This window comes from Ramlibacter sp. bp-362 (assembly GCF_054956735.1).
The window spans coordinates 127361-148299 of the sequence record NZ_JBUDXE010000009.1 but is presented as its reverse complement, the minus strand read 5'-3'; the positions used below and the strand labels follow the sequence as shown (position 1 = coordinate 148299).

General features: G+C 70.3%; 22 protein-coding genes. 4 read left to right on the top strand and 18 right to left on the bottom strand.

Translation table 11 applies throughout. The features are described 5' to 3' along the window. Positions 1-107 precede the first annotated feature (107 nt). The gene (locus ACY0MJ_RS14835; RefSeq protein WP_462639250.1) at positions 108-887 is read left to right on the top strand and encodes an SDR family oxidoreductase; all 780 of its coding nucleotides are present in this window, start codon (positions 108-110) and stop codon (positions 885-887) included. On the opposite strand, the gene ACY0MJ_RS14830 is transcribed toward ACY0MJ_RS14835, so the two are convergent. Next, positions 884-1024 (bottom strand): DUF3096 domain-containing protein, encoded by a 141-nt coding sequence (locus tag ACY0MJ_RS14830; protein WP_462639249.1) that lies wholly within the window; start codon positions 1022-1024, stop codon positions 884-886. The two genes, ACY0MJ_RS14835 and ACY0MJ_RS14830, sit on opposite strands and share 4 nt — an antisense overlap. Before the next feature lie 114 nt (positions 1025-1138). Between ACY0MJ_RS14830 and ACY0MJ_RS14825 the strand changes: the two genes are divergently transcribed. Further along, the gene (locus ACY0MJ_RS14825) at positions 1139-1339 is read left to right on the top strand and encodes a DUF3079 domain-containing protein (RefSeq protein ID WP_462639248.1); all 201 of its coding nucleotides are present in this window, start codon (positions 1139-1141) and stop codon (positions 1337-1339) included. Between the two features lie 4 nt (positions 1340-1343). Here the strand turns inward: ACY0MJ_RS14825 and ACY0MJ_RS14820 are convergent, their stop codons facing one another. The 5 genes from ACY0MJ_RS14820 to ACY0MJ_RS14800 form a co-directional block, all read right to left on the bottom strand. Next, positions 1344-2084, bottom strand: a complete 741-nt coding sequence (locus ACY0MJ_RS14820; protein ID WP_462639247.1) for a hypothetical protein — start codon at positions 2082-2084, stop codon at positions 1344-1346. A 61-nt stretch (positions 2085-2145) separates the two neighbouring features. Beyond that, the gene (locus ACY0MJ_RS14815; RefSeq protein ID WP_462639246.1) at positions 2146-3141 is read right to left on the bottom strand and encodes a Bug family tripartite tricarboxylate transporter substrate binding protein; all 996 of its coding nucleotides are present in this window, start codon (positions 3139-3141) and stop codon (positions 2146-2148) included. 16 nt (positions 3142-3157) lie between these two features. After that, positions 3158-4333, bottom strand: a complete 1176-nt coding sequence (locus ACY0MJ_RS14810; RefSeq protein ID WP_462639245.1) for a 4-hydroxybenzoate 3-monooxygenase — start codon at positions 4331-4333, stop codon at positions 3158-3160. Then, positions 4333-5175, bottom strand: a complete 843-nt coding sequence (locus ACY0MJ_RS14805) for a class III extradiol dioxygenase family protein (RefSeq protein WP_462639244.1) — start codon at positions 5173-5175, stop codon at positions 4333-4335. Before ACY0MJ_RS14805 ends, ACY0MJ_RS14810 begins: the two co-directional genes overlap by 1 nt. Further along, positions 5175-5534: a protocatechuate 3,4-dioxygenase gene (locus tag ACY0MJ_RS14800; protein WP_462639243.1), complete on the bottom strand. Its 360-nt coding sequence runs from the start codon at positions 5532-5534 to the stop codon at positions 5175-5177. The genes ACY0MJ_RS14805 and ACY0MJ_RS14800 overlap by 1 nt, the downstream gene beginning before the upstream one ends. Positions 5535-5622: 88 nt before the next feature. Here ACY0MJ_RS14800 and ACY0MJ_RS14795 point away from each other — a divergent pair, with 88 nt between their 5' ends. Then, complete coding sequence (locus ACY0MJ_RS14795) at positions 5623-6138, top strand: MarR family winged helix-turn-helix transcriptional regulator (RefSeq protein ID WP_462639242.1); 516 nt, start codon at positions 5623-5625, stop codon at positions 6136-6138. Positions 6139-6172: 34 nt separating this feature from the next. On the opposite strand, the gene ACY0MJ_RS14790 is transcribed toward ACY0MJ_RS14795, so the two are convergent. The 5 genes from ACY0MJ_RS14790 to ACY0MJ_RS14770 form a co-directional block, all read right to left on the bottom strand. Next, entirely contained in the window at positions 6173-7501 is a 1329-nt protein-coding gene (locus ACY0MJ_RS14790) for an NAD(P)/FAD-dependent oxidoreductase (RefSeq protein ID WP_462639241.1), read from the bottom strand. 4 nt (positions 7502-7505) lie between these two features. Then, on the bottom strand, positions 7506-8144 hold the full coding sequence (locus ACY0MJ_RS14785; protein WP_462639321.1) for a response regulator: 639 nt from the start codon (positions 8142-8144) through the stop codon (positions 7506-7508). A 196-nt stretch (positions 8145-8340) separates the two neighbouring features. Then, positions 8341-10965: an ATP-dependent chaperone ClpB gene (gene clpB, locus ACY0MJ_RS14780; protein WP_462639240.1), complete on the bottom strand. Its 2625-nt coding sequence runs from the start codon at positions 10963-10965 to the stop codon at positions 8341-8343. A 653-nt stretch (positions 10966-11618) separates the two neighbouring features. Then, positions 11619-12848: a flavin-dependent oxidoreductase gene (locus ACY0MJ_RS14775; RefSeq protein WP_462639239.1), complete on the bottom strand. Its 1230-nt coding sequence runs from the start codon at positions 12846-12848 to the stop codon at positions 11619-11621. After that, positions 12848-13822 (bottom strand): tripartite tricarboxylate transporter substrate binding protein, encoded by a 975-nt coding sequence (locus tag ACY0MJ_RS14770; RefSeq protein WP_462639238.1) that lies wholly within the window; start codon positions 13820-13822, stop codon positions 12848-12850. The genes ACY0MJ_RS14775 and ACY0MJ_RS14770 overlap by 1 nt, the downstream gene beginning before the upstream one ends. 93 nt (positions 13823-13915) lie before the next feature. Here ACY0MJ_RS14770 and ACY0MJ_RS14765 point away from each other — a divergent pair, with 93 nt between their 5' ends. Continuing rightward, a complete protein-coding gene (locus ACY0MJ_RS14765; protein WP_462639237.1) occupies positions 13916-14425 on the top strand; it encodes a MarR family winged helix-turn-helix transcriptional regulator in 510 nt (169 codons plus the stop codon). On the opposite strand, the gene ACY0MJ_RS14760 is transcribed toward ACY0MJ_RS14765, so the two are convergent. Genes ACY0MJ_RS14760 through ACY0MJ_RS14730 form a run of 7 tightly spaced genes read right to left on the bottom strand, consistent with a single transcriptional unit; the run spans position 14426 to position 20878 of the window. Beyond that, complete coding sequence (locus ACY0MJ_RS14760; RefSeq protein ID WP_462639236.1) at positions 14426-14899, bottom strand: molybdenum cofactor biosynthesis protein MoaE; 474 nt, start codon at positions 14897-14899, stop codon at positions 14426-14428. Positions 14900-14907: 8 nt separating this feature from the next. Beyond that, a complete protein-coding gene (moaD, locus tag ACY0MJ_RS14755; RefSeq protein ID WP_462639235.1) occupies positions 14908-15159 on the bottom strand; it encodes a molybdopterin converting factor subunit 1 in 252 nt (83 codons plus the stop codon). Further along, a complete protein-coding gene (locus ACY0MJ_RS14750; RefSeq protein WP_462639234.1) occupies positions 15156-16385 on the bottom strand; it encodes a molybdopterin molybdotransferase MoeA in 1230 nt (409 codons plus the stop codon). Before ACY0MJ_RS14750 ends, moaD begins: the two co-directional genes overlap by 4 nt. Beyond that, positions 16382-16915, bottom strand: a complete 534-nt coding sequence (mobB, locus tag ACY0MJ_RS14745) for a molybdopterin-guanine dinucleotide biosynthesis protein B (RefSeq protein ID WP_462639233.1) — start codon at positions 16913-16915, stop codon at positions 16382-16384. The genes ACY0MJ_RS14750 and mobB overlap by 4 nt, the downstream gene beginning before the upstream one ends. Further along, positions 16912-18321, bottom strand: a complete 1410-nt coding sequence (gene thrC / locus ACY0MJ_RS14740) for a threonine synthase (protein WP_462639232.1) — start codon at positions 18319-18321, stop codon at positions 16912-16914. The genes mobB and thrC overlap by 4 nt, the downstream gene beginning before the upstream one ends. Before the next feature lie 11 nt (positions 18322-18332). Continuing rightward, positions 18333-19655, bottom strand: a complete 1323-nt coding sequence (locus tag ACY0MJ_RS14735) for a homoserine dehydrogenase (RefSeq protein WP_462639231.1) — start codon at positions 19653-19655, stop codon at positions 18333-18335. Then, on the bottom strand, positions 19652-20878 hold the full coding sequence (locus tag ACY0MJ_RS14730; RefSeq protein WP_462639230.1) for a pyridoxal phosphate-dependent aminotransferase: 1227 nt from the start codon (positions 20876-20878) through the stop codon (positions 19652-19654). Before ACY0MJ_RS14730 ends, ACY0MJ_RS14735 begins: the two co-directional genes overlap by 4 nt. Positions 20879-20939: the final 61 nt, after the last annotated feature.

Sequence of the window (20939 nt, the reverse complement as noted above, 5' to 3'; positions counted from 1 at the left end):
AAGCCGCACCCGGACCGTGCAGGCGGGTCCGCCGGGAGCGCGCCCGACGCGGGAGAGCCGCCGAGCCACCGCGCGAGCGATACTCGGCGGCAACAACGGAGGTGCGCATGGAGATCCAGGACAAGGTGGTGGTGGTCACCGGCGGCGCGAGCGGCATCGGCGCCGGGCTCGCGGCCCGCTTCGCGCGCGACGGCGCGCGCGGCGTCGTCGTCGCGGACATGAACCTCGAACGGGCGCAGGGCGTGGCGCAAGGCATAGGCGCGCGGGCGCTCGCGCTGGCCTGCGACGTGAGCCGGGAAGCGGACATCCAGGCGCTGGCGCGGCAAACGCGCGAGCGCTTCGGCCGCATCGACGTGTACTGCTCCAACGCCGGCATCCTCGGCCGGCTGGGCGGGATCGAGCTGGAGGATGCCCTCTGGGAAAGGATGTGGCAGGTGCACGCCATGGCCCACGTGTGGGCGGCGCGCGCCGTGGTGCCGGAGATGGTGGAGCGCGGCGAGGGCTACTTCCTCGTCACGGCCTCGGCCGCCGGCCTCCTTAACATCGTGGAGTCGGCGCCTTACGGCGTCACCAAGCACGCGGCGGTCGCGTTCGCCGAGTGGCTGCGCATCGCGTACGGCCGCCGGGGCCTGCGCGTCTCCTGCCTGTGCCCGCAGTCCGTGCAGACGGACATGACGCGCGACGGGACGGGCTCGGCCGGCATCAACGGCGTGCTCACGCCGGAACAGGTGGCGGAGGTGGTGGTGCAGGCCATGCGCGAGGAGCGCTTCCTCGCCCTGCCCCACCCCCATGTGGCGCAGTACTTCCAGGCCAAGGCCCAGGACTACGACCGGTGGCTGGGCGGCATGCAGAAGCTGTACGCCCGCCACATGGGCCCGGGCGCCTAGCGGCCGCCGAACAGGCCGACGACGCCGATCACGATCAGGTACAGCGCGACGATGTAGTTCAGCAAGCGGGGAATGATCAGGATCAGGATGCCGGCGATGAGCGCGGCCAGGGGACCGATGTGCTGGATGTAGGCCATGGAGGCTCCTGCAGGAAGGAAAGCGCGAGTATGCGGCGCGCGTCGCGCCGCGTGGGGCGCTGCTTGACGCAGCGCAAACCGTCGCGGGGGGCGGCTGCCCACAATGGGTTCGCCATGGCCAAGAAGTTTCCCATCCATCCGGCCCACCCTGAACGCACCTGCTGGGGCTGCGACCGCTACTGCGCCGCCGACGCGATGATCTGCGGCAACGGCACCGAACGCACGCAGCACCCGATCGAGCTGTTCGGCGAAGGCTGGGAAGAGGAAGGCCTGGACCCGCTGCGGCCGGCCGGGCAGCCGGCGCCGCCGGCCTGAGCGGCTAGGCGGCGGCCCAGTCCGGCCGCCGGTCGCGCTCGCTGTCCACCACCACGAGATACTGCCCGGCAAAGGGCAGCGCCTGCCCCTCGGCGGTGCGCAGGTCCGGCCGCTGGGCATCGAGCACGCCGTACGCGTCGAGGAAGGCCACGAGGCTCGGCGGCAGCAGCACGCGGCCGTCCGACTGCGGGGTGCCCAGGTGCGCGCGGGTGCGGCCGAGCGCGGCATGCGCGCGCAGGTGCAGCGCCGCCATCTCGCGCCCCGCCGTGCGGCGCACGCGCTGCATGCCGAAGTCGTAGACGCGCGCCGCGTAGGCGTGGCCGGCGCCCGCCGCGCCCGCCTGCGCGAACACGCCGCAAGGCGTTTCCACGCAGCCCGGGAGCAGCGGCGTGCCCGTCGATGCGGGCGTGGCGCCCACCAGTTCGAAGCGGCCCGGCACGAGCCGCCAGAACAGCAGCGCGGCCTGCACCATCGGGGAGCTGTCCACCACCAGCAGGTATTGCGGCGCGTCGTCCAGGCCGTCGGGATGGCTCGCGAGCTCCAGCTCCGCCAGCATCCCGTAGATCATGGCCTCGCTGCGCGGGACCGCCAGCTGGCCCGCGACCGCGTGCCCGAAGCGCTGCTTCAATTCGTGCGGCGTGCAGACGCCGGCCGCGCGCAGCGGAAGGGGAGCGGAGAGGGCGGCGGCCGCGGCGCCGAGGAGCAGCGTGCGTCGGCCGTGGGAAAAGGAAGGGGCGCTTCGCATGCAGTCCATTCTGCGAAGCGCCCCGGCGCAGCGCCTTGCGCTGCATCAAGGAAGCGGCGGCTCAGGTCGCCGTGATGTGGCGCTCGCGGATCACGGCGCCGTAGCGGCGGCTGTCCTCGTTCATGAGCGCCGCGAACTGCGCGGGCGACATGGGCGAAGGATCGGCGGCCAGCGTGGCGATCTGCGACTTGACGTTGGCGAGCGCGAGCGCCGCGTTCACCTCGCGGTTGACGCGCGCGACGATCGCCGCGGGCGTGCCCTGCGGGGCGTACAGGCCGTGCGTGGTGCCCGCGTCGAAACCCTTGAGGCCGGCCTCGTCCAGCGTCGGCACGTCGGGGTACAGCGCGGAACGGTGCGGCGCGGCGATCGCCAGCAGCTTCAGCTTGCCGGACTTCACGTGCTGCAGGGCGATGCCCGGATCGAAGTAGAAGTCGATCTGGCCGGCCAGCAGGTCCTGCAGCGCCAGCGAGGCGCCGCGGTAGGGGACGTGCACGGCGAACACGCCGGCCTGGCCCTTGAGCATCTCGCCGGCGAGGTGAAGGCCGGTCGCGTTGCCCGCGGAGCCGTAGGTGGCCTTGCCGGGGTTCGCCTTCAGGTACGCGAGGAACTCGCGCACGTTGCTCGCCGGGAAGTCGCCGCGCGTGACCAGGAACAGGTTCAGGCGCGCGAGCGCCGCCACCGGCACGAGGTCCTTCGCGGGATCGAAGGACATCTTGGGGAACACGTGCGGGTTGGTCGTGATCGTGCTGCCCGCCGTCATCAGCAGCGTGTAGCCGTCGGCCGGCGCCTTGGCGACGAGGTCGGCGCCGATCATGCCGCTCGCGCCCGCGCGGTTGTCGATCACCACGGGCTGGCCCAGCGCCTGCTGCAGCGGCTGCGACACGGCGCGGATCAGCGCGTCGGGCGAACTGCCGGGCGGGAAGTTGCAGATCACCTTGACCGGCTTGGCGGGCCAGACGTCGCCCTCGGCGAGCGCGAGGCCGTGCAGGCCCAGTGCGGCGGCGGCGCCGGCGTGCGCCAGGAAGCGGCGGCGGGAAGAAGGAATACGCGGGTCCATGGCTTGCTCCTCGTTGTCAGGCGTCCACCGGCAGGCCGGTGAAGTTCTCGGAAAACTCCAGCCGGCCGGGGCCGGTGGTGGTCATGTACTCCAGGTCGGCGCGCTGCAGGCGGCGCACGAAGGCATTCTCGCCGGGGAACTGGTGCACCATCGTGCACAGGCCCGCGGAGAAGCGCTGCACCATCCACATGCGCTTGAGGCAGATGGCGGAATAGCGTTCCAGCCAGTCGCCGTTGCCGCGCTTGTATTGCTCCACGAGGGCGCGCCCCAGCACCTTGACGTCGGCGAGCGCCGAATTGAGGCCCTTGGCGCCGGTCGGCGGCACGATGTGCGCGGCGTCGCCGGCGAGGAACAGGCGGCCATGCTGCATCGGCTCGGCGAGGAAGCTGCGCATCGCCGTCACGCCCTTCTGCGTGATGGGACCCTCTTCCACCGGCGGCAGGCCGGGCACGTCCAGGCGCTTGTGCAGCTCGGACCAGATGCGGTCGTCGGACCACGCGTCCGGCGACTCGTCGGGGTCGCACTGCAGGTACAGGCGCGTGACGCTGGGCGAGCGGATGCTCATCATCGCGAAGCCGTCCTCGTGGCAGCCCCAGGTGATGTCCTGGATCGCCGGCCTGGCCTCGGCCAGGATGCCCAGCCAGCCGAAGGGATAGATGCGGTCGTAGACCTTCATCCGCTCGGCCGGGATGGCGGCGCGGCTGACGCCGCGGAAGCCGTCGCAGCCGGCCACGTAGTCGCACTCCAGCGTGGCCTGCTCGCCGCCGTGCTCGAAGTGGATCACGGGGCGCTTGCCCTCCAGGCCCTCGATGCGCGAGACCGGCGCGTCGTACAGGACGGGGAGGCCGCTCGCGTCGCGGGCGGCCATCAGGTCCGTCACCACCTCGTGCTGCGGGTAGACCCAGGTGTTGCGGCCGCACACGGCGCCGAAGTCGATGGGGTGCGACTCGCCGTTGAAGCGGAAGTCGATGGCGCGCTGCTTCAGGCCCACCGTGTCCACGCGTTCGCCGACGCCGAACTCGCGCATCATCTCCACGGTGCCCTGCTCCAGGACGCCGGCGCGCAGGCGGGTGCGCACGTGCTCCTTGCTGGAGCGCTCGATGATGACCGACTCGATGCCCTGCAGGTGCAGGATCTGCGCCAGCATGAGCCCCGAGGGGCCGGCGCCGATGATGCCGACTTGCGTGCGCATCAGGCGGCCTCCTCGAGCGTGATCAGGCCCATGCCCGTGGTCATGGGCGCGTAGTAGTGGCGGTGCACCCGCTTGGCGCCCTGCGACAGCGCCCCGCGCATCACCAGCCACATGATCAGCTCGATCCCCTCGACGCCGTACTTCTGCATCATCTGCTCGTGCGTCAGGCCGGCCAGGCTCTCCGGGTCGCGCTCGATGCGGTCCAGGAAGTCCTGGTCTTCCTTTTCGTTCATCGCGCCGAAGTTGGGGCCGGTGAGCTGGTGCGACATGCCGCCGGTGCCGATGATCGCCACCTTGATGTCCTTGTCGTAGCTGTCCACCGCGCGGCGGATCGCCTGGCCCAGGCGCAGGCAGCGACGGGCCGTGGGCAGCGGATGCTGCAGCACGTTCACTTCCACCGGCACGCAGGCCACCGGCCAGCCGTCGGCCTGCGGGTCGAAGCACAGGTGCATGGGCACCAGGAAGCCGTGCTCCACCGCCATCTCCTGGCACACCGTGATGTCGAACTCGTCGTACACCAGCGAGGTGCACAGGTGCTGCGAGAACGCCAGGTCGCCGCGGATCGCCGGCAGCGGCCGCACGCCGAAGCCCTCGTCGGCGATCGGGTAGCTGTCGGCGCAGCCGATGGCGAAGGTCGGGTACTTGTCGAAGAAGAAGTCGGCGCCGTGGTCGTTGTAGACCATGATGCAGACGTCGACCTGCTGCTCCTTGAGCCACTCGCGCACGGGCACGTAGGCGTCGAACAGGGGCTTCCAGGCGGGCGTGGCGGTCTTGCCGCGGTCGTAGGCGCCGCCGATGGAGGGAACGTGGGAGGTGCCGATGCCGGCGACGATGCGTCCCATCAGGTGGCTCCCGCGTCGTTGCGGGTGGCGAGGAACTGCTCGTAGCTCTCGCCACGCATCTTCGCGCCCATCTTGTACAGGCCGTTGCCGGTGACCACGCCCAGCTTCAGCAGGAAATAGATGTTGCCGCCGGCCGCCAGCAGGCCGGAGAAATCGCGGTCGCGCACGAGCTGCTTCTCTTGCTCGGTGAGGTGGTAGGCCGCCAGGAAGGCTTCCTCGTCGCGCTTGAAGGCCTCGCGGTTGGCCGCCTGGGACAGCGCGTTGCACATCTTGTTGATGCGGTAGCCCCGCCAGGAGTTGGCGAGGTCGAAGACTTCGGATCCGTAGATGCGGATTCCCGGAGTGAGCTGGGTCGTCATGGTGGGTGGTTCGAAAGGATGTCGTCCAGTCTAGGACGCCAGCCGATAATTCATCTATACAACTATCGCCCCGCCCCCCTGGAACGCCATGTCCCTCGCCGACCCGCGCACCGTCGACGACCTGCTCAACTACCGCCTGAGCCGCCTCTTCTCGGCCAGCGGCGCCATGGTGATCCGGCTGTGCGAAGGGCGCTACGGGATCACCCGGCGCGAATGGCGGCTGATCGCGCTGCTGGCCGCGCACGGGGCGATGTCGCCCTCGGAGCTGGCGCAGCGGGCGCACCTGGAGCGCGCCCGCACCTCGCGGCACATCACGGAGCTGAGCGCCCGCGGGCTGATCCGGCGAAGGCCGCTGCCGGGAGATGGACGGCGGGCGGAGGTGGAGCTGAGCGCGGAGGGACGGCGGCTGTACGACGAGCTGTTCCCGCAGTCGGTGCGGTTCAACGGGGAGGTGCTGGCGGCGCTGTCGGCGGCGGAGTTGGCGGCGTTCGAGCGGGCGCTCGACAAGCTGACGGCCAACGCCGAACGCATCGCTGCGGCGAAGCCGGTGGCGGAGAAGGCGGACCGGCGGCATGGCGGGGCGCGGCGCTTGCGGGATCGTTGAGCCGCAGGCGAACCCCAGCACAGCCCGCAGCCCCTCAACTGTCCGTCGTGCCCGGATCTATCCCCGTCACCACCCGCGCGTACCGCTGCGAGCTCCAGTACGCCGACGCCCAGTCGATCAGAACGACCAGCCGGTTGCGGAACCCGATCAGGAACCAGATGTGCGCGAACAGCCAGAACACCCACGCGAACCAGCCGCTGAATTCGATGCGCCGCCAGGGCGTCCACAGGTCCACCACCGCTGAATTCCGCCCGATGGTCGCGAGGTTGCCGTAGTCGCGGTAGCGGAAGGCCTGCGTCGGCTTCCCGGCGATGCGGCGCAGGATGTTCGCGGCGGCGCAGCGGCCCATCTGCTTGGCCGCGGGCGACACGCCCGGCACCGGCCGGCTGGCGTGCCCGGGCAGGTGGCTCTGCGCCGCGGCGAGGTCGCCGATCACGCTGATCTCGGGATGGCCCGGCAGGCTCAGGTCCGGCTGCACCACCACGCGCCCGGCACGATCCACGTCCGCGCCCGCGGCCTGCGCAAGCTGGCGCCCGAGCGGCGAGGCGCTGACGCCGGCCGCCCAGACGATGCAGCGGGCCGCGATGCGTTCCGGCGCGCCCTCGGCCGCTTGCACCTGCAGGCCCGCGCCGTCGATGGCCACCACGCGCGCGCCGACGCGCACCTCCACGCCCAGCTTCTCCAGCTGGCGCTGCGCGCTCGCGCTCAGCGCCTCGGGCATGGCCTGCAGCACGCGCGGACCGCCTTCCAGCAGCAGGATGCGGGCGGCCGCGGGATCGATGTGGCGGAACTCGCCGGGCAGCGTGTGCCGCGCGATCTCCGCCAGCGTCCCCGCCATCTCCACGCCCGTGGGGCCGCCGCCGATCACGACGAACGTGAGCCAGGCGGCGCGCAGGTCCGGGTCGCTTTCCTTCTCCGCCGCCTCGAAGGCGTACAGCACGCGGCGGCGGATCTCGAAGGCATCCGCGAGCGTCTTGAGGCCCGGCGCGTACTCCGCCCACTCGTCGCGCCCGAAGTAGCTGTGGGTCGCGCCGGCGGCGACGACGAGGTGGTCGTAGGGCAGCGTGGCGCCGTCGGCCAGGCGCACCTGGCGTGCCTGGGCTTCGATCGCCACGACGTCGCCGAGCAAGGTGGTCACGTTGGCCTGCCGGCGGAACAGGTGGCGCACGGGCGCCGCGATCGCCGGCGCGGGCAGGCCAGCGGTGGCGACCTGGTACAGCAGCGGCTGGAACAGGTGGTGGTTGGTGCGGTCGACGACCGTGATGTCGACCTCGGCGCCCCGCAGCGCGCGGGCCGCCTCCAGCCCGCCGAAGCCGCAACCGATGATCAGGACCCGTGGCTTGTCGTTCGTGGCGCTCGACACGCCTTCAGTCTAGCAGCCGGTGCTTGAGCGCATAGTAGGTGAGGTCGCTGTTGGAGCGCGCCTCCAGCTTGCGCATCAGGCGCGCGCGGTAGGTGCTGACGGTCTTGGCGCTGAGCGAGAGTTCGGCGGCCACTTCGCCGGCGCTGCAGCCCTGCGCGAGCTTCAGGAACACCTGCAGCTCGCGCGCCGACAGCTGTTCGTGCAGGCCGCCCGGCGTGGGCGCGATCACCTGCGAGGCCAGGAGTTCGGCGACGGCCGCCGTGATGTAGCGGCCGCCCTGCGCCACCCGGCGGATCGCGGCGCAGATCTCCGAGGGTTCGCAGGCCTTGTTCAGGTAGCCGCTCGCGCCGTTGCGGATCAGGGGCACGGCGTACTGGTGCTCGGGATAGCCGGAGAGCACCAGCACCGCGACGTGCTCCGCCTTGGCCTTGATCATGGTGAGCGCGTCGATGCCGCTCTGCCCCGGCATGTCGAGATCCAGCAGCAGCACGTCGACGGCCTGCGTGCGCACGAGGTCGATCGCCTCGCGCCCCGAGCACGCCTCGGCGACGACGCGGATGCCGTCCTGGTCGTCGAGGAAGCCGCGCAGCGCGGTGCGCGTGATGGGATGGTCGTCGGCGATGCCGACGCGGATGACACGCAGCGTCCAAGACCCCTGCGACTGGGCCCCGCTCTGCTCGCGTTCGCCGAAGCGCTGCAGCTTCACGGACTGTGCCTCCCGGGTCCTCCGACCCGACGAGCCGATTAGGTAACGGGAGGGGTACGCCCCCCGTAGTCCGCAGCCTACAGCGCGGTAGGGGAATTCCGCAAGCTGCGCGCCGCCTGGCGGCAGGCCGCCGTCAGGCGGCCTCCGCCTCGCGCCGGCGCCCCTGCCCCTCGCCGAAGTGGAAGACGCCGGGCTCGCGCACCGGGTCGACTTCCACCGGGATCCGGCTCTTGGGCGGGAAGCGGCCTTCCAGGATCAGGCGCGACAGCGGGTTCTCGATCCGCTGCTGGATCGCCCGCTTCAGCGGCCGCGCCCCGAACACCGGGTCGAAGCCCACCTTGGCCAGTTCCTCCAGCGCCGCCGGCGTGACCTCCAGCTGCAGGTCCATCTTGGCCAGCCGCTGCTCCAGCACGCGCAGCTGGATCTTCGCGATGCGCGCGATGTCCTCGGCGCCCAGCCCGTGGAACACCACCGTCTCGTCGATGCGGTTCAGGAACTCCGGCCGGAAGTGGTTCTTCAGCTCGTCCCAGACGGCTTCCTTCACGTCCTCGTAGGGCTTGCCCACCATGGCCTGGATCATGTGCGAGCCGATGTTGGACGTCATCACGATCACCGTGTTCTTGAAGTCCACGGTGCGGCCCTGGCCGTCGGTGAGGCGGCCGTCGTCGAGCACCTGCAGCAGCACGTTGAACACGTCGTGGTGCGCCTTCTCGATCTCGTCGAGCAGGATCACGCTGTATGGCTTGCGGCGCACGGCCTCGGTGAGGTAGCCGCCCTCCTCGTAGCCCACGTAGCCCGGGGGCGCGCCGATCAGGCGGGCCACCGAGTGCTTCTCCATGAACTCGCTCATGTCGACGCGGATCAGGTGCTCCTCGCTGTCGAACAGGAAGGCGGCGAGCGCCTTGCACAGCTCGGTCTTGCCCACGCCCGTGGGGCCCAGGAACAGGAAGGAGCCGGTCGGCCGGTTCGGGTCGGACAGGCCCGAGCGCGAGCGGCGGATCGCGTTGGCGACGGCGCTGATCGCCTCGTCCTGGCCGACCACGCGCTCGTGCAGCTTGTCTTCCATCAGCAGCAGCTTCTCGCGCTCGCCCTGCATCAGCTTGGACACCGGGATGCCGGTGGCGCGCGCCACCACCTCCGCGATCTCCTCGGCGCCGACCTGGGTGCGCAGCAGCTGCGGCTTGCCGCTCTTGCCTTTCGCGTTCTCGGCGGCCTGCGCCTCCTTCAGCTGCTTCTCCAGGCCCGGGAGCTTGCCGTACTGCAGCTCGGCGACCTTGTTGAAGTCGCCCTTGCGCTTGAACTCCTCGATCTGGGTGCGGATCTTCTCGATCTCCTCCTTGATCAGCGCGCTGCCCTGGGCCTGGGCCTTCTCGGCCTTCCAGACTTCCTCCAGGTCGGAGATCTCCTTCTGCAGGCGGCCGATCTCGTCCTCGATCAGCGCCAGGCGCTTCTGCGAGGCCTCGTCCTTCTCCTTCTTCACCGCCTCGCGCTCGATCTGCAGCTGGATCATGCGGCGGTCCAGCCGGTCGATGGCCTCGGGCTTGGAGTCGATCTCGATCTTGATCTTGGAGGCGGCCTCGTCGATCAGGTCGATGGCCTTGTCCGGCAGGAAGCGGTCGGTGATGTAGCGGTGCGAGAGTTCGGCCGCGGCGACGATCGCCGGGTCGGTGATCTCCACGCCGTGGTGCACCTCGTACTTCTCCTGCAGGCCGCGCAGGATGGCGATGGTCGCCTCCACGCTCGGCTCGCCCACGAGGATCTTCTGGAAGCGGCGCTCCAGCGCGGCGTCCTTCTCGATGTACTTGCGGTATTCGTCCAGCGTGGTGGCGCCCACGCAGTGCAGCTCGCCGCGCGCGAGGGCCGGCTTGAGCATGTTGCCGGCGTCGATGGCGCCCTCGGCCTTGCCGGCGCCCACCATCGTGTGCAGTTCGTCGATGAAGACGATGGTCTGGCCCTCGTCCTTCGCGAGCTCGGTCAGCACGCTCTTCAGGCGCTCCTCGAACTCGCCGCGGTACTTGGCGCCGGCCAGCAGCGCCGCCATGTCCAGCGACAGGACGCGCTTGCCCTTGAGCGTCTCGGGCACCTCGCCCGAGACGATCCGCTGGGCCAGGCCTTCCACGATGGCCGTCTTGCCCACGCCGGGCTCGCCGATCAGTACCGGGTTGTTCTTGGTGCGCCGCTGCAGCACCTGGATCGCGCGGCGGATCTCCTCGTCGCGGCCGATCACCGGGTCGAGCTTGCCCTGGCGGGCGCGCTCGGTCAGGTCCAGCGTGTACTTCTTGAGGGCCTCGCGCTGGCCTTCCGCCTCGGGGGAGTCGACCCCCTGGCCGCCGCGGACGGCCTCGACGGCCGCCTCGAAGGACTTGCGCGACAGGCCGTTCTCGCGGGCGATGCGGCCGATGTCCTGCTTCGTGTCGGCGAGCGCCAGCAGGAAGTTCTCGCTGGCGATGAACTGGTCGTTGCGCTTGAGCGCCTCCTTCTCGGCGCCCTGCAGCAGGGCCGCGAGGTCGCGGCCGACCTGCACCTGCTCCTGGCCCTGCACCTGCGGCAGCCTGTGCATCGCCGCCTCCGCGGCGGCCAGCAGGCCCGGCACGTTGACGCCGGCGCGCTGCAGCAGCGCGCGGGGGCCGTCCTCCTGCCGCAGCATGGCGACCAGCAGGTGGGCCGGTTCGATGTAGGCGTGGTCGTTGGCGAGCGCCAGGCTCTGGGCGTCGGCCAGCGCCTCCTGGAACTTGGTGGTGAGCTTGTCGAGTCGCATGGAAATATTCCTCGACCGTGCAGATGGGCCTGCCGCGGATGCTTTTCAAGCCCGCACTGTAGGACGGGCGGGCGTTTCCGGGTGCGGCTGACTAGAATCGGGCGCCATGCAGATCCACCAGATGTCGGTGACCTACCTGCCCGAGCAGGACCGCATCCTCATGCGCATCAACACGACCGACGGCGAGGAGATGCGCCTGTGGCTCACCCGGCGGTTGATGGTGGGGCTGTGGCCGCTGCTGTCCAAGCTGCTGACCGAGCACCTGCTGAAGCTGGAGTCGGCGGGAGCGTCGCTCTCGGGCGCCAATGCGGAACTGAAGAAGATGCTGGCGGATTTCCGGAAGGAGGAGTTCCTGCAGCACGCCGACTTCGACACGCCCTACAAGGAGGCGCAGCAGCGGCTGCCGCTGGGCGAGGAGCCGCTTCTGGTGACCGACGTGGACGCCACGCCGCTCGCCAACGGGCCCCTGCGCCTGAACTTCAACGAGCGCCCGCCGAACGGCGACACGAAGCCGCGCAGCTTCCAGATGGAGATGCAGCCCAAGCTGATGCAGGGCCTGATGCACCTGCTGGACCAGGCGCTGCTGCAGTCGCAGTGGCGCGAGCCCTTCGTGCCGGTGGTGGCGGTGAGCCGCAGGCGAACCCCAGCTTGCCCTATTTCACGCTCTGCAACGCGAACCCGGCGACCTTCTTGTAATCGTCCGAAATCCTGCGCAGCTCCTCCTGGCTCACCAGGTCGTCGATCGTCCCAGGAAAGGGCTGGCCGCCGCTCAGTTCGTCGGCCTTCATGATGATGAAGTCGGGCGGCACCGTGCGGTTGGTCTCCACCACCTTCGCCGTCGCCGGCAGGCGCAGGCCCTCGTAGCGCTGCAGCGCCTGCTGCGGGTCGCCGCCTTGCGCCAGCAGCCCCGCCAGCGTGGAGGCGTCCAGCAGCGCCTGGGCGCTTCCGTTGGAGCCACGCGGGTACATCGGGTGGGCCGCGTCGCCCAGGAAGCTCACGCGGCCGAAGGTCCAGCGCGGCACCGGGTCCTTGTCGACCATCGGGTACTCGAGGATCTCCCGCGCGCCGGTGATCAGCGCCGGGACGTCCAGCCAGTCGAACTTCCAGTCCTGGTAGACGGGCAGGAAGTCCTCCAGCCGGCCCGGCTGGTTCCAGTCGTTCATGCCGGCGCCGGCCTGGCGGATCTCCGCGACCCAGTTGACCAGCTGGTTGCCCTGCCCGTCAACGTCGTCGGCGATCGGGTAGATCACCATCTTGCCGGTGTCGATCGAGCCGATGCGCATGTAGGTCTTGCCCGTGAGGATGGGCTTGTGCACCGTCACGCCGCGCCAGGTGTTGATGCCCGCGAAGGCCGGCTTCTCCTCCGGGTAGAACTGGCGCCGCACGGCCGAATTGACGCCGTCGCAGGCGATCACCACGTCGGCCTGCACCGGCGGGCGCAGCTGGCCGCGCGCGTCCTGGAACGCGAGCGTCACTTCCTTCGTGTCCTGCTGCAGGCCCACGCAGCGGTGGTCCAGGTGGATGTGCGCCGGCCCCAGCCGCTGCAGCGCCGCCTGGTACAGCACGCCATGCAGCTTGCCGCGGTGCATGCCCAGCTCCGGCACTTCGTAGCCGGCGTGGCGGCCCCGCGGCTCGCGGTAGATGAACTGCCCCCAGCGGTTGAAGAACACGCTCTCCAGGTTCTCGATGCCCACGGCCTCCAGCTGCGGCTGCAGGCCCAGCGCGGCCAGCTCGCGCATCGCATGCGGCAGCAGCGTGATGCCCACCCCGATCTCGCGCACTTCCGGCGCGCTTTCGTACACTTCGCAGGCGATGCCGCGCTGGTGCAAGCCCAGCGCCAGCGCGAGCCCGCCGATCCCTCCCCCGACGACTGCGATGCGCATCAGTCCGCCTTGATGTGCGCCGTTCGGATCAGGTTGGCCCAGCGGTCGGCGTCGCGCGCCACCAGCGAGCGGAAGGCGTCGGGGGTGCTGGACGCCGGGTCCATGCCCTGCGACTGGAAGGCGGTGCGCACCTCGGGCAGCGCCAGGATCTCCTTCAGCTCGCGATTGAGCTTCTGCACCTCGGCGGCCGGCGTGCCGGGCGGCGCGAAGATGCCGTACCACATGTCGACGTTGACCTTGCCGGCGCTCGCCTCCTGCAGCGTCGGCACATCGGGCAGCAGCGCGTGGCGGTGCTCGCTGCCGATGGCCAGCGCCACCAGCTTGCCGGCCTTCACGTGCGGCAGCGCGACGTGGATGGGCAGGAACATGGCGTCCACCTGGCCGCCGATCAGGTCCGTCACCGCCTGCGAGGTGCCGCGGTAGGGGATGTGCGTGAGGAACACCCCGGCCGTCTGCTTGAACAGCTCCATGGACATGTGGTGCGGCGTGCCCACGCCCGGGCTGGCGTAGTTGAGCTTGCCCGGCCGGGCCTTGGCTGCGGCCACCAGGTCCCGCGCGGTCTTGAAGCCGGCGCTGGGCGGCGCCACCAGCAGGAGCTGGCCCCAGCTGGTGAGCGTGACCGGCACGAGGTCCTTCACCGGGTCGAAGGGCAGGTGCGGGTACAGCGCCTTGTTCATGACCAGCGTGTTCACGCTGACCAGCAGCGTGTTGCCGTCGGCGGGCGAACGCACCACCGCCTCGGTGCCGATGTTGCCGGACGCGCCGGCGCGGTTCTCCACCACCACCGGTCGGTTCAGCCGCTGGCTCAGGCGCGGCCCGACCGTGCGCGCGACGATGTCGATGCCCGTGCCCGGGGTGAAGGGCACGATCAGCTTCAGCGGGGCGCCACCGGCGGCGGGCGCCGGGGACTGGGCCAGGACGGCCACCGTGCAGAGGGACAGGGCGGCCACGGCCGCGCGGGCGAGCAGTTTCATTGCGGTTCCGGCTTGCGAGTTGGCATGCTAACGAGTATGGCGAGCGCGCGGGCAAGGCACAATCCGCGCATACCCGATGCCCTGAACAGACACGTGCCTCCCCCGCAGAAGCTCCCCACCACCCTTTCCCGCCTGTACGCCCGGCCGGGCTTCCTGCTGCGCCGCGCCCACCAGATTTCCGCCGCCGTGTTCGAGGACGCCTGCCGCGAACTGGCCCTGACGCCGGCGCAGTTCGGCGTGCTGACCGTGCTGCAGGCCCACCCCGGGCTGGGGCAGTCCAGCCTGGCCCGGGCGCTCGGCTTCGACAAGGTCACGGTGCTGCGCGTGCTGCGCGGCCTGCAGGCCCGCGGGCTCGTCAGCCGCAGCCCGGCGGAGCAGAACCGCCGCAACGTCTCGGTGTCCCTCACGCCCGAGGGGCTGGCGGTGCTGCAGCAGGCGCAGAAGCCGGCCGAGAAGGCCTACAAGCGCCTGATGGCGCCGCTGGACCGGCAGCAGCAGGAACAGCTGATGCAGCTGCTGCAGCTGCTCACGGGCGGGCTGGAGGACGAGGCGCGCGCCGCCTTCGTGCCGCCGCCGGCGCCGCGGGCACGTCAGGCGGCCTGATCAGCCGTTGCGGGCTTCGATGCCCCAGCGCGCGAGCGCCGCGTCGTCGGCCACGCGGGCGTCGACCCAGCGCTCGCCTTCGGGCGTGCTCTCCTTCTTCCAGAACGGCGCCTGCGTCTTCAGGTAGTCCATCAGGAACTCGCAGGCCCGGAAGCTTTCGCCGCGGTGCGCGGAGGTGACGACGACCAGCACGATCTGGTCCTGCACCGCGAGCGGGCCGACGCGGTGGATCACGCGGGCGGCGCGGATGTCGAAGCGGCGGAAGGCCTCGTCGATCATGGCCTCGATGGCCTTCTCGGTCATGCCCGGGTAGTGCTCCAGCTCCATGCCGCGCACGGCGCTGCCGTCGTTGCGGTCGCGCACGGTGCCGATGAAGCTGCAGACGGCGCCGACGCCGGCGTCCTCGCGGCGCAGCGCCGCGATTTCCGCGGCGACGTCGAAGTCGCCCGTCTGGATCGTGACGCGCGCGGCCATGGCCTCTCTCAGCCGCCGGTGACCGGCGGGAAGAACGCGACTTCGCAGCCCTCGCGCAGGACGGCGGATTCGTCGCTCATGACCTGGTCCAGCGCCATGCGCACGGCCTTGCCGCGGGCCAGCGCCGTCGCGTAGGGTTCGCCGCGCGCGACCAGTTCGTCGCGCAGGGCACCCAGCGTCTCGCTGCGGGTCTGCAGGCTCTCGCCGCCCTGCCCCACGGCTTCGCGGATCGCGGCGAAGTACTTGATCTTCACGTTCATCCCAGCAACTCCGCCATCGCCAGGAAGGGCACGAGCTCGCCCCGCGCGATGGTCTGGCCGGCCGCGACGTCCACGAGGCCGTCGGCCCACACGGTGGAGGTCAGCACGCCGGAACTCTGGTTGGGAAACAGCTCGATGCCGCCTTGCGCATTGCGGCGCGCGCGCAGGAACTCGCGGCGCTTGTCGGCGCGCGGCCAGTCGAAGTGCGCCGGCAGCCGCAGCGCCGCGGGCGCGAGCCGCGTGGCGCCCTGCAGCTTCAGCAGGAAGGGCCGCACCAGCAGCAGGAAGGTGACGAAGCTGGAGACCGGGTTGCCCGGCAGGCCGATGAAGTGCGCGTCGCCCACGTGGCCGTACGCGAAGGGCTTGCCCGGCTTCATGGCGATCTGCCACAGGTCCAGCGCGCCCAGCTGCTCCACCGCCGGCTTGATGTGGTCTTCCTCGCCGACCGAGACCCCGCCGCTGGTGAGGATCAGGTCGTTCCCCCGCGCCGCCTCGCGCAGGGCCTCCACGGTGGCTTCGCGCCGGTCCGGCACGATGCCGAGGTCCTGCACCTCGCAGCCCAGGCGCAGCAGCAGGCTGCGCAGGAAGAAGCGGTTGGAGTTGTAAATGGCGCCCGGCCGCATCGCCTCGGGCGCGACCTGGCCCGGCATCACGAGCTCGTCGCCGGTGGAGAACAGCGCCACGCGCGGTCGGCGCGCCACCTGCAGGCGGTCGCGGCCGATGCTGGCCGCCAGGCCCTGCGCGGCCGGGCCGATGCGCTCGCCGCGGGCCAGCACGGTGGTGCCGCGCGTGATGTCCTCGCCGCTGGCGCGGATCCACTGCCCGCGCGCCGGCACGCGCTGGATGCGCACGCGGCCGTCGTCCAGCAACTCGGTGTCCTCCTGCATCACGATCGCGTCGGCGCCCTGCGGCACGGGGGCACCGGTGAAGATGCGGGCCACCGTGCCGGGCTGCAGCGGCTGCGCGGCCGCCCCGGCGGGAATGCGCTGGCTCACCGGCAGCGGCACGCCCTCGTCGGCGATCTCCGCCACGCGCACGGCGTAGCCGTCCATGGAACTGTTGTCCTGCGGCGGGACCTGCAGGGGCGAGACGAGGTCCTCGGCGAGCACCCGGCCGTCGGCATCGAAGGTGGGCACGGCCTCGACCTCGGCCAGCGGCCGCGCACGCTCCAGCAAGGCCTGCAAGGCCTCGTCCAGGGGGCGCAGCGGCGGCCGGGGCTTGTTCATGCGTAGTTCTCTGCGTTGTAGTCGAACCGGTGGCCATTCTCGACCAGCCAGGTCGCGACGGCATCCGGGTCGTTGAGATCCAGCACGGGGCGAAGGGTGGGCTCGGGCATGCGCTCCGGCGAGTCGGTGGCGATCGCCACCACGAAATCGTCGTCGGGGTAGCGCGCCGGCTTGCCGGCGTCGGCGCGCCAGACCTCCACCTTGAGCAGGTTGCTGTCCTTGAAGCCTTCCACCAGCACCCAGTCGACGCCGTCGTAGAGCTCGGCCAGGAGGTGGTGCACCGTGAGCTGGGCGGGCTGCTCGAACTCGCGCATCAGCGCCAGCCGGCGGTCGGAGGCGACGACCACCTCGAAGGCGCCGGCCTCGCGGTGGCGGTGCGTGTCCTTGCCGGGATGGTCGATGTCGAAGCTGTGGTGCGCGTGCTTCACGACCGAGACCCTCAGGCCGCGCATCTTCAGCGCGGGGATCAGCCGCTCCACCAGGTGGGTCTTGCCCGCGCCGGAAAAACCGGCAAAGCCGACGACCTTCATGCGCAGTGCTCCGCGATGAAGGCCTTCACGCGCTCGGCGTCGGCCGGCAGCACCGTGACGCGCCGCGGGCGGTCCTCGATGCCCGCGAACTTCGCGGGCCGGTCCGGCTCGCGCCCGAGCGCCTCGACGATGGTGGCGGCGAACTTGATCGGCAGCGCCGTCTCCAGCACGATCATCGGCACGCCGGGCTGCAGGTGCTCGCGCGCGACCTTCAGGCCGTCGGCGGTGTGGGTGTCGATCATGGCGTGGAAGCGCTCCCAGGTGTCGCGGATGGTGCCGAGGCGGTCGGCGTGCGTGCTGCGGCCGGAAACGAAGCCGTAGTCGGTGCGGGCCCGCTGCACCTCGCCGGAGAGGTCGAAGCGGCCGCGGGCCGGAAGCTCCTCGGCGAACAGGCGGCGCACCCGCGCGCCGTCGCGGCCCAGCAGGTCGAACACGAAGCGCTCGAAGTTGCTCGCCTTGGAGATGTCCATCGACGGGCTCGAGGTCTCGTAGGTGTCGGCGCTGCCGCGCACCCGGTAGACGCCCGTGCGGAAGAACTCGTCGAGCACGTCGTTCTCGTTCGTGGCCAGCACCAGCCGCTCGATCGGCAGGCCCATGCTGCGCGCCACGTGGCCGGCGCAGATGTTGCCGAAGTTGCCGGAAGGCACGGCGAAGGAGACGCGCTGGTCGTCGGCGCTCGTCGCCTGGAAGTATCCGGCGAAGTAGTACACCACCTGCGCGACCAGCCGCGCCCAGTTGATCGAGTTCACCGTGCCGATGCGGTGCCTGCGCTTGAACGCGAGGTCGTTCGACACGGCCTTGACGATGTCCTGGCAGTCATCGAACACGCCCTCGATCGCCAGGTTGTGGATGTTGGCGTCCTGCAGGCTGAACATCTGTGCCTGCTGGAACGGGCTCATGCGTCCCTTCGGGGAGGTCATGAAGACGCGCACGCCCTTCTTGCCGCGCATCGCGTATTCGGCGGCGCTGCCGGTGTCGCCCGAGGTCGCGCCCAGGATGTTCAGCTCCTCGCCGCGGCGCGCCAGCTCGTACTCGAACAGGTTGCCCAGCAGCTGCATCGCCATGTCCTTGAAGGCGAGCGTCGGGCCGTTGGACAGCGCCTCCAGCGCGACGCCCGGCTCCAGCGGCTTCAGCGGGACGATCTCCTTCGTGCCGAACACCTCCTCGGTGTAGGTCTTGCGGCAGATGGCGCGCAGGTCGGCCGCGGGGATGTCGTCGATGTAGAGCGACAGGACCTCGAAGGCGAGGTCGGCGTACGGCAGGCCGCGCCACTTCGCGAGCGTGGCGGCATCGACCTGCGGATAGCGCTCCGGCAGGTAAAGGCCGCCGTCGGGTGCGAGGCCTTCCAGCAGGATCTCGCAGAAATGCTTGCGGTCCGGATGGCCGCGGGTGGACAGGTAAAGCATGGTCCGCGGCCTCAGGCCAGTTCCTCCTTGCGGATGCGCGTGATGGGCGCCAGGACGGCGGCCAGGCCCTGCATCTGCGCGATCACCTCGTTCATCGTGCCTTCGCGCACGCCGTGCGTGAGCAGGATCAGGTCGGTCTGCGTGGAGCCCTGGCCGCCGACGGCGGAGGCTTCCCGCTGCAGCATCGCGTCGATGCTGATGCCGGCCTGCGCCAGCAGGTTCGCGACCTTGGCCAGCACGCCGGCCTGGTCGGCGACGCGCAGGCGCAGGTAGTAGCTGGTGACGACCTCGCTCATGGGCAGCACGGTCTCGTCGCTCATCTGGTCCGGCTGGAACGCCAGGTGCGGCACGCGGTGCGCGGCGTCGACGGTGTGCAGGCGCGTCACGTCCACCAGGTCGGCGATCACGGCGCTGGCGGTCGGCTCGCTGCCGGCGCCCTTGCCGTAGTACAGCGTGGTGCCGACCGCGTCGCCCTGCACCACCACGGCGTTCATCGCGCCTTCCACGTTGGCGATCAGGCGCTTGCGGGGGACCAGCGTGGGGTGCACGCGCAGCTCGATGCCCTTCTCCACCCGCTTGGTGATGCCCAGCAGCTTGATGCGGTAGCCCAGCTGCTCGGCGTATTCGATGTCGACCGAGGAGAGCTTGGTGATGCCCTCGACGTAAGCCTTGTCGAACTGCACCGGCACGCCGAAGGCGATGGCGCTCATGATGGTCGCCTTGTGGGCGGCGTCCACGCCCTCGATGTCGAAGGTCGGGTCGGCCTCGGCGTAGCCCAGGCGCTGCGCCTCCTTCAGCACCACGTCGAAGTCCAGGCCCTTGTCCCGCATCTCCGACAGGATGAAGTTGGTCGTGCCGTTGATGATGCCGGCGATCCACTGGATGCGGTTGGCCGTGAGGCCTTCGCGCAGCGACTTGATGATCGGGATGCCGCCGGCCACCGCGGCCTCGAAGGCCACCATCACGCCCTTTGCGTGCGCGGCGGCGAAGATTTCCGTGCCGTGCACCGCCAGCAGCGCCTTGTTGGCGGTGATGACGTGCTTGCCGTTGTCTATCGCCTCCATCACCAGCTGGCGCGCGATGCCGTAGCCGCCGATCAGCTCGATGACGATGTCGATGTCGGGGTTGGCGATGATCTCGCGCGCATCCTTGACGACGCGCGCGCTGCCGCCGACCACCGCCTCGGCGCGGGCGGTGTCGAGGTCGCCGACCATGGTGATTTCGATGCCGCGGCCGGCGCGGCGCTTGATCTCGGCCTGGTTGCGCTTCAGGACGTTGAAGACGCCGCTGCCGACGGTGCCGATGCCCAGCAGGCCGACCTGGATTGGATTCATTTGGAGTGACGTTTTCGGTATTGCTCGAGGAAGCGCGCGATGCGGCCGACGGCCTCGCGCAGGTCGTCCTCGTGCGGCAGGAACACGATGCGGAAGTGCTGCTGGTCCGGGTAGTTGAAGCCCGAGCCCTGCACCAGCATCACCCGCGTCTCCTGCAGCAGCTCCAGGAAGAACTGGCGGTCGTCCTGGATCGGATACAGCTTGGGGTCCAGCCGCGGGAACATGTACAGCGCGGCCTGCGGCTTGTTGCAGCTGACGCCCGGGATGGCGGTGATCAGCTCGTAGGCCAGGTCGCGCTGGCGGCGCAGGCGGCCGCCCGCGCCCACCAGGTCGTTGATGCTCTGGTAGCCGCCCAGCGCCGTCTGGATCGCCCACTGCCCCGGCACGTTGGCGCACAGGCGCATGTTCGAGAGCATGGTGAGGCCCTCGATGTAGTCGGCGCCCGCCTTCTTGTCGCCCGACACGACCATCCAGCCGGCGCGGTAGCCGCAGGAGCGGTAGCTCTTGGACAGCGAGTTGAAGGTCAGCGTGAGCACGTCCTCCGACAGGCTGCCGATCGCGGTGTGCTTCACGCCGTCGTACAGCACCTTGTCGTAGACCTCGTCGGCCAGGATCACCAGCCCGTGCTCGCGGGCGATCGCGACGATCTCGCGCAGCAGCTCGTCGCTGTACAGCGCGCCCGTGGGATTGTTCGGGTTGATCACGACGATGCCCTTGGTGGCCGGCGTGATCTTGCGGCGGATGTCGGCGACGTCGGGCATCCAGCCGTTCGCCTCGTCGCACATGTAGTGCACCGGCGTGCCGCCCGAGAGCGCCGTGCAGGCCGTCCACAGCGGGTAGTCCGGCGAAGGCACCAGCAGCTCGTCGCCCTCGTTCAGCAGCGCGTTGGTGGCCATGGCGATCAGCTCGCTGGCCCCGTTGCCGAGCCAGACGTCGTCGATGCGCACGCCCTTGATGCCCTGCTGCTGCGTGTAGTGCATGACCGCCTTGCGCGCGGCGAAGATGCCCTTGCTGTCCGAGTAGCCCGCCGAATTGGGCAGGTTGCGGATCATGTCCTGCTGGATCTCTTCCGGCGCGTCGAAGCCGAACACGGCCAGGTTGCCGATGTTCAGCTTGATGACCTTGTGGCCCTCTTCCTCCATCTGCCGCGCGGCGTCCATGATGGGGCCGCGGATGTCGTACAGAACGTTGGCGAGCTTGGTGGATTTCTGGACGGTCTTCAAAAGCCCTCCTGCGGGCGTGACACGAGGTGAAACGTATAATTTGACCATAAGTCCGCGCCCC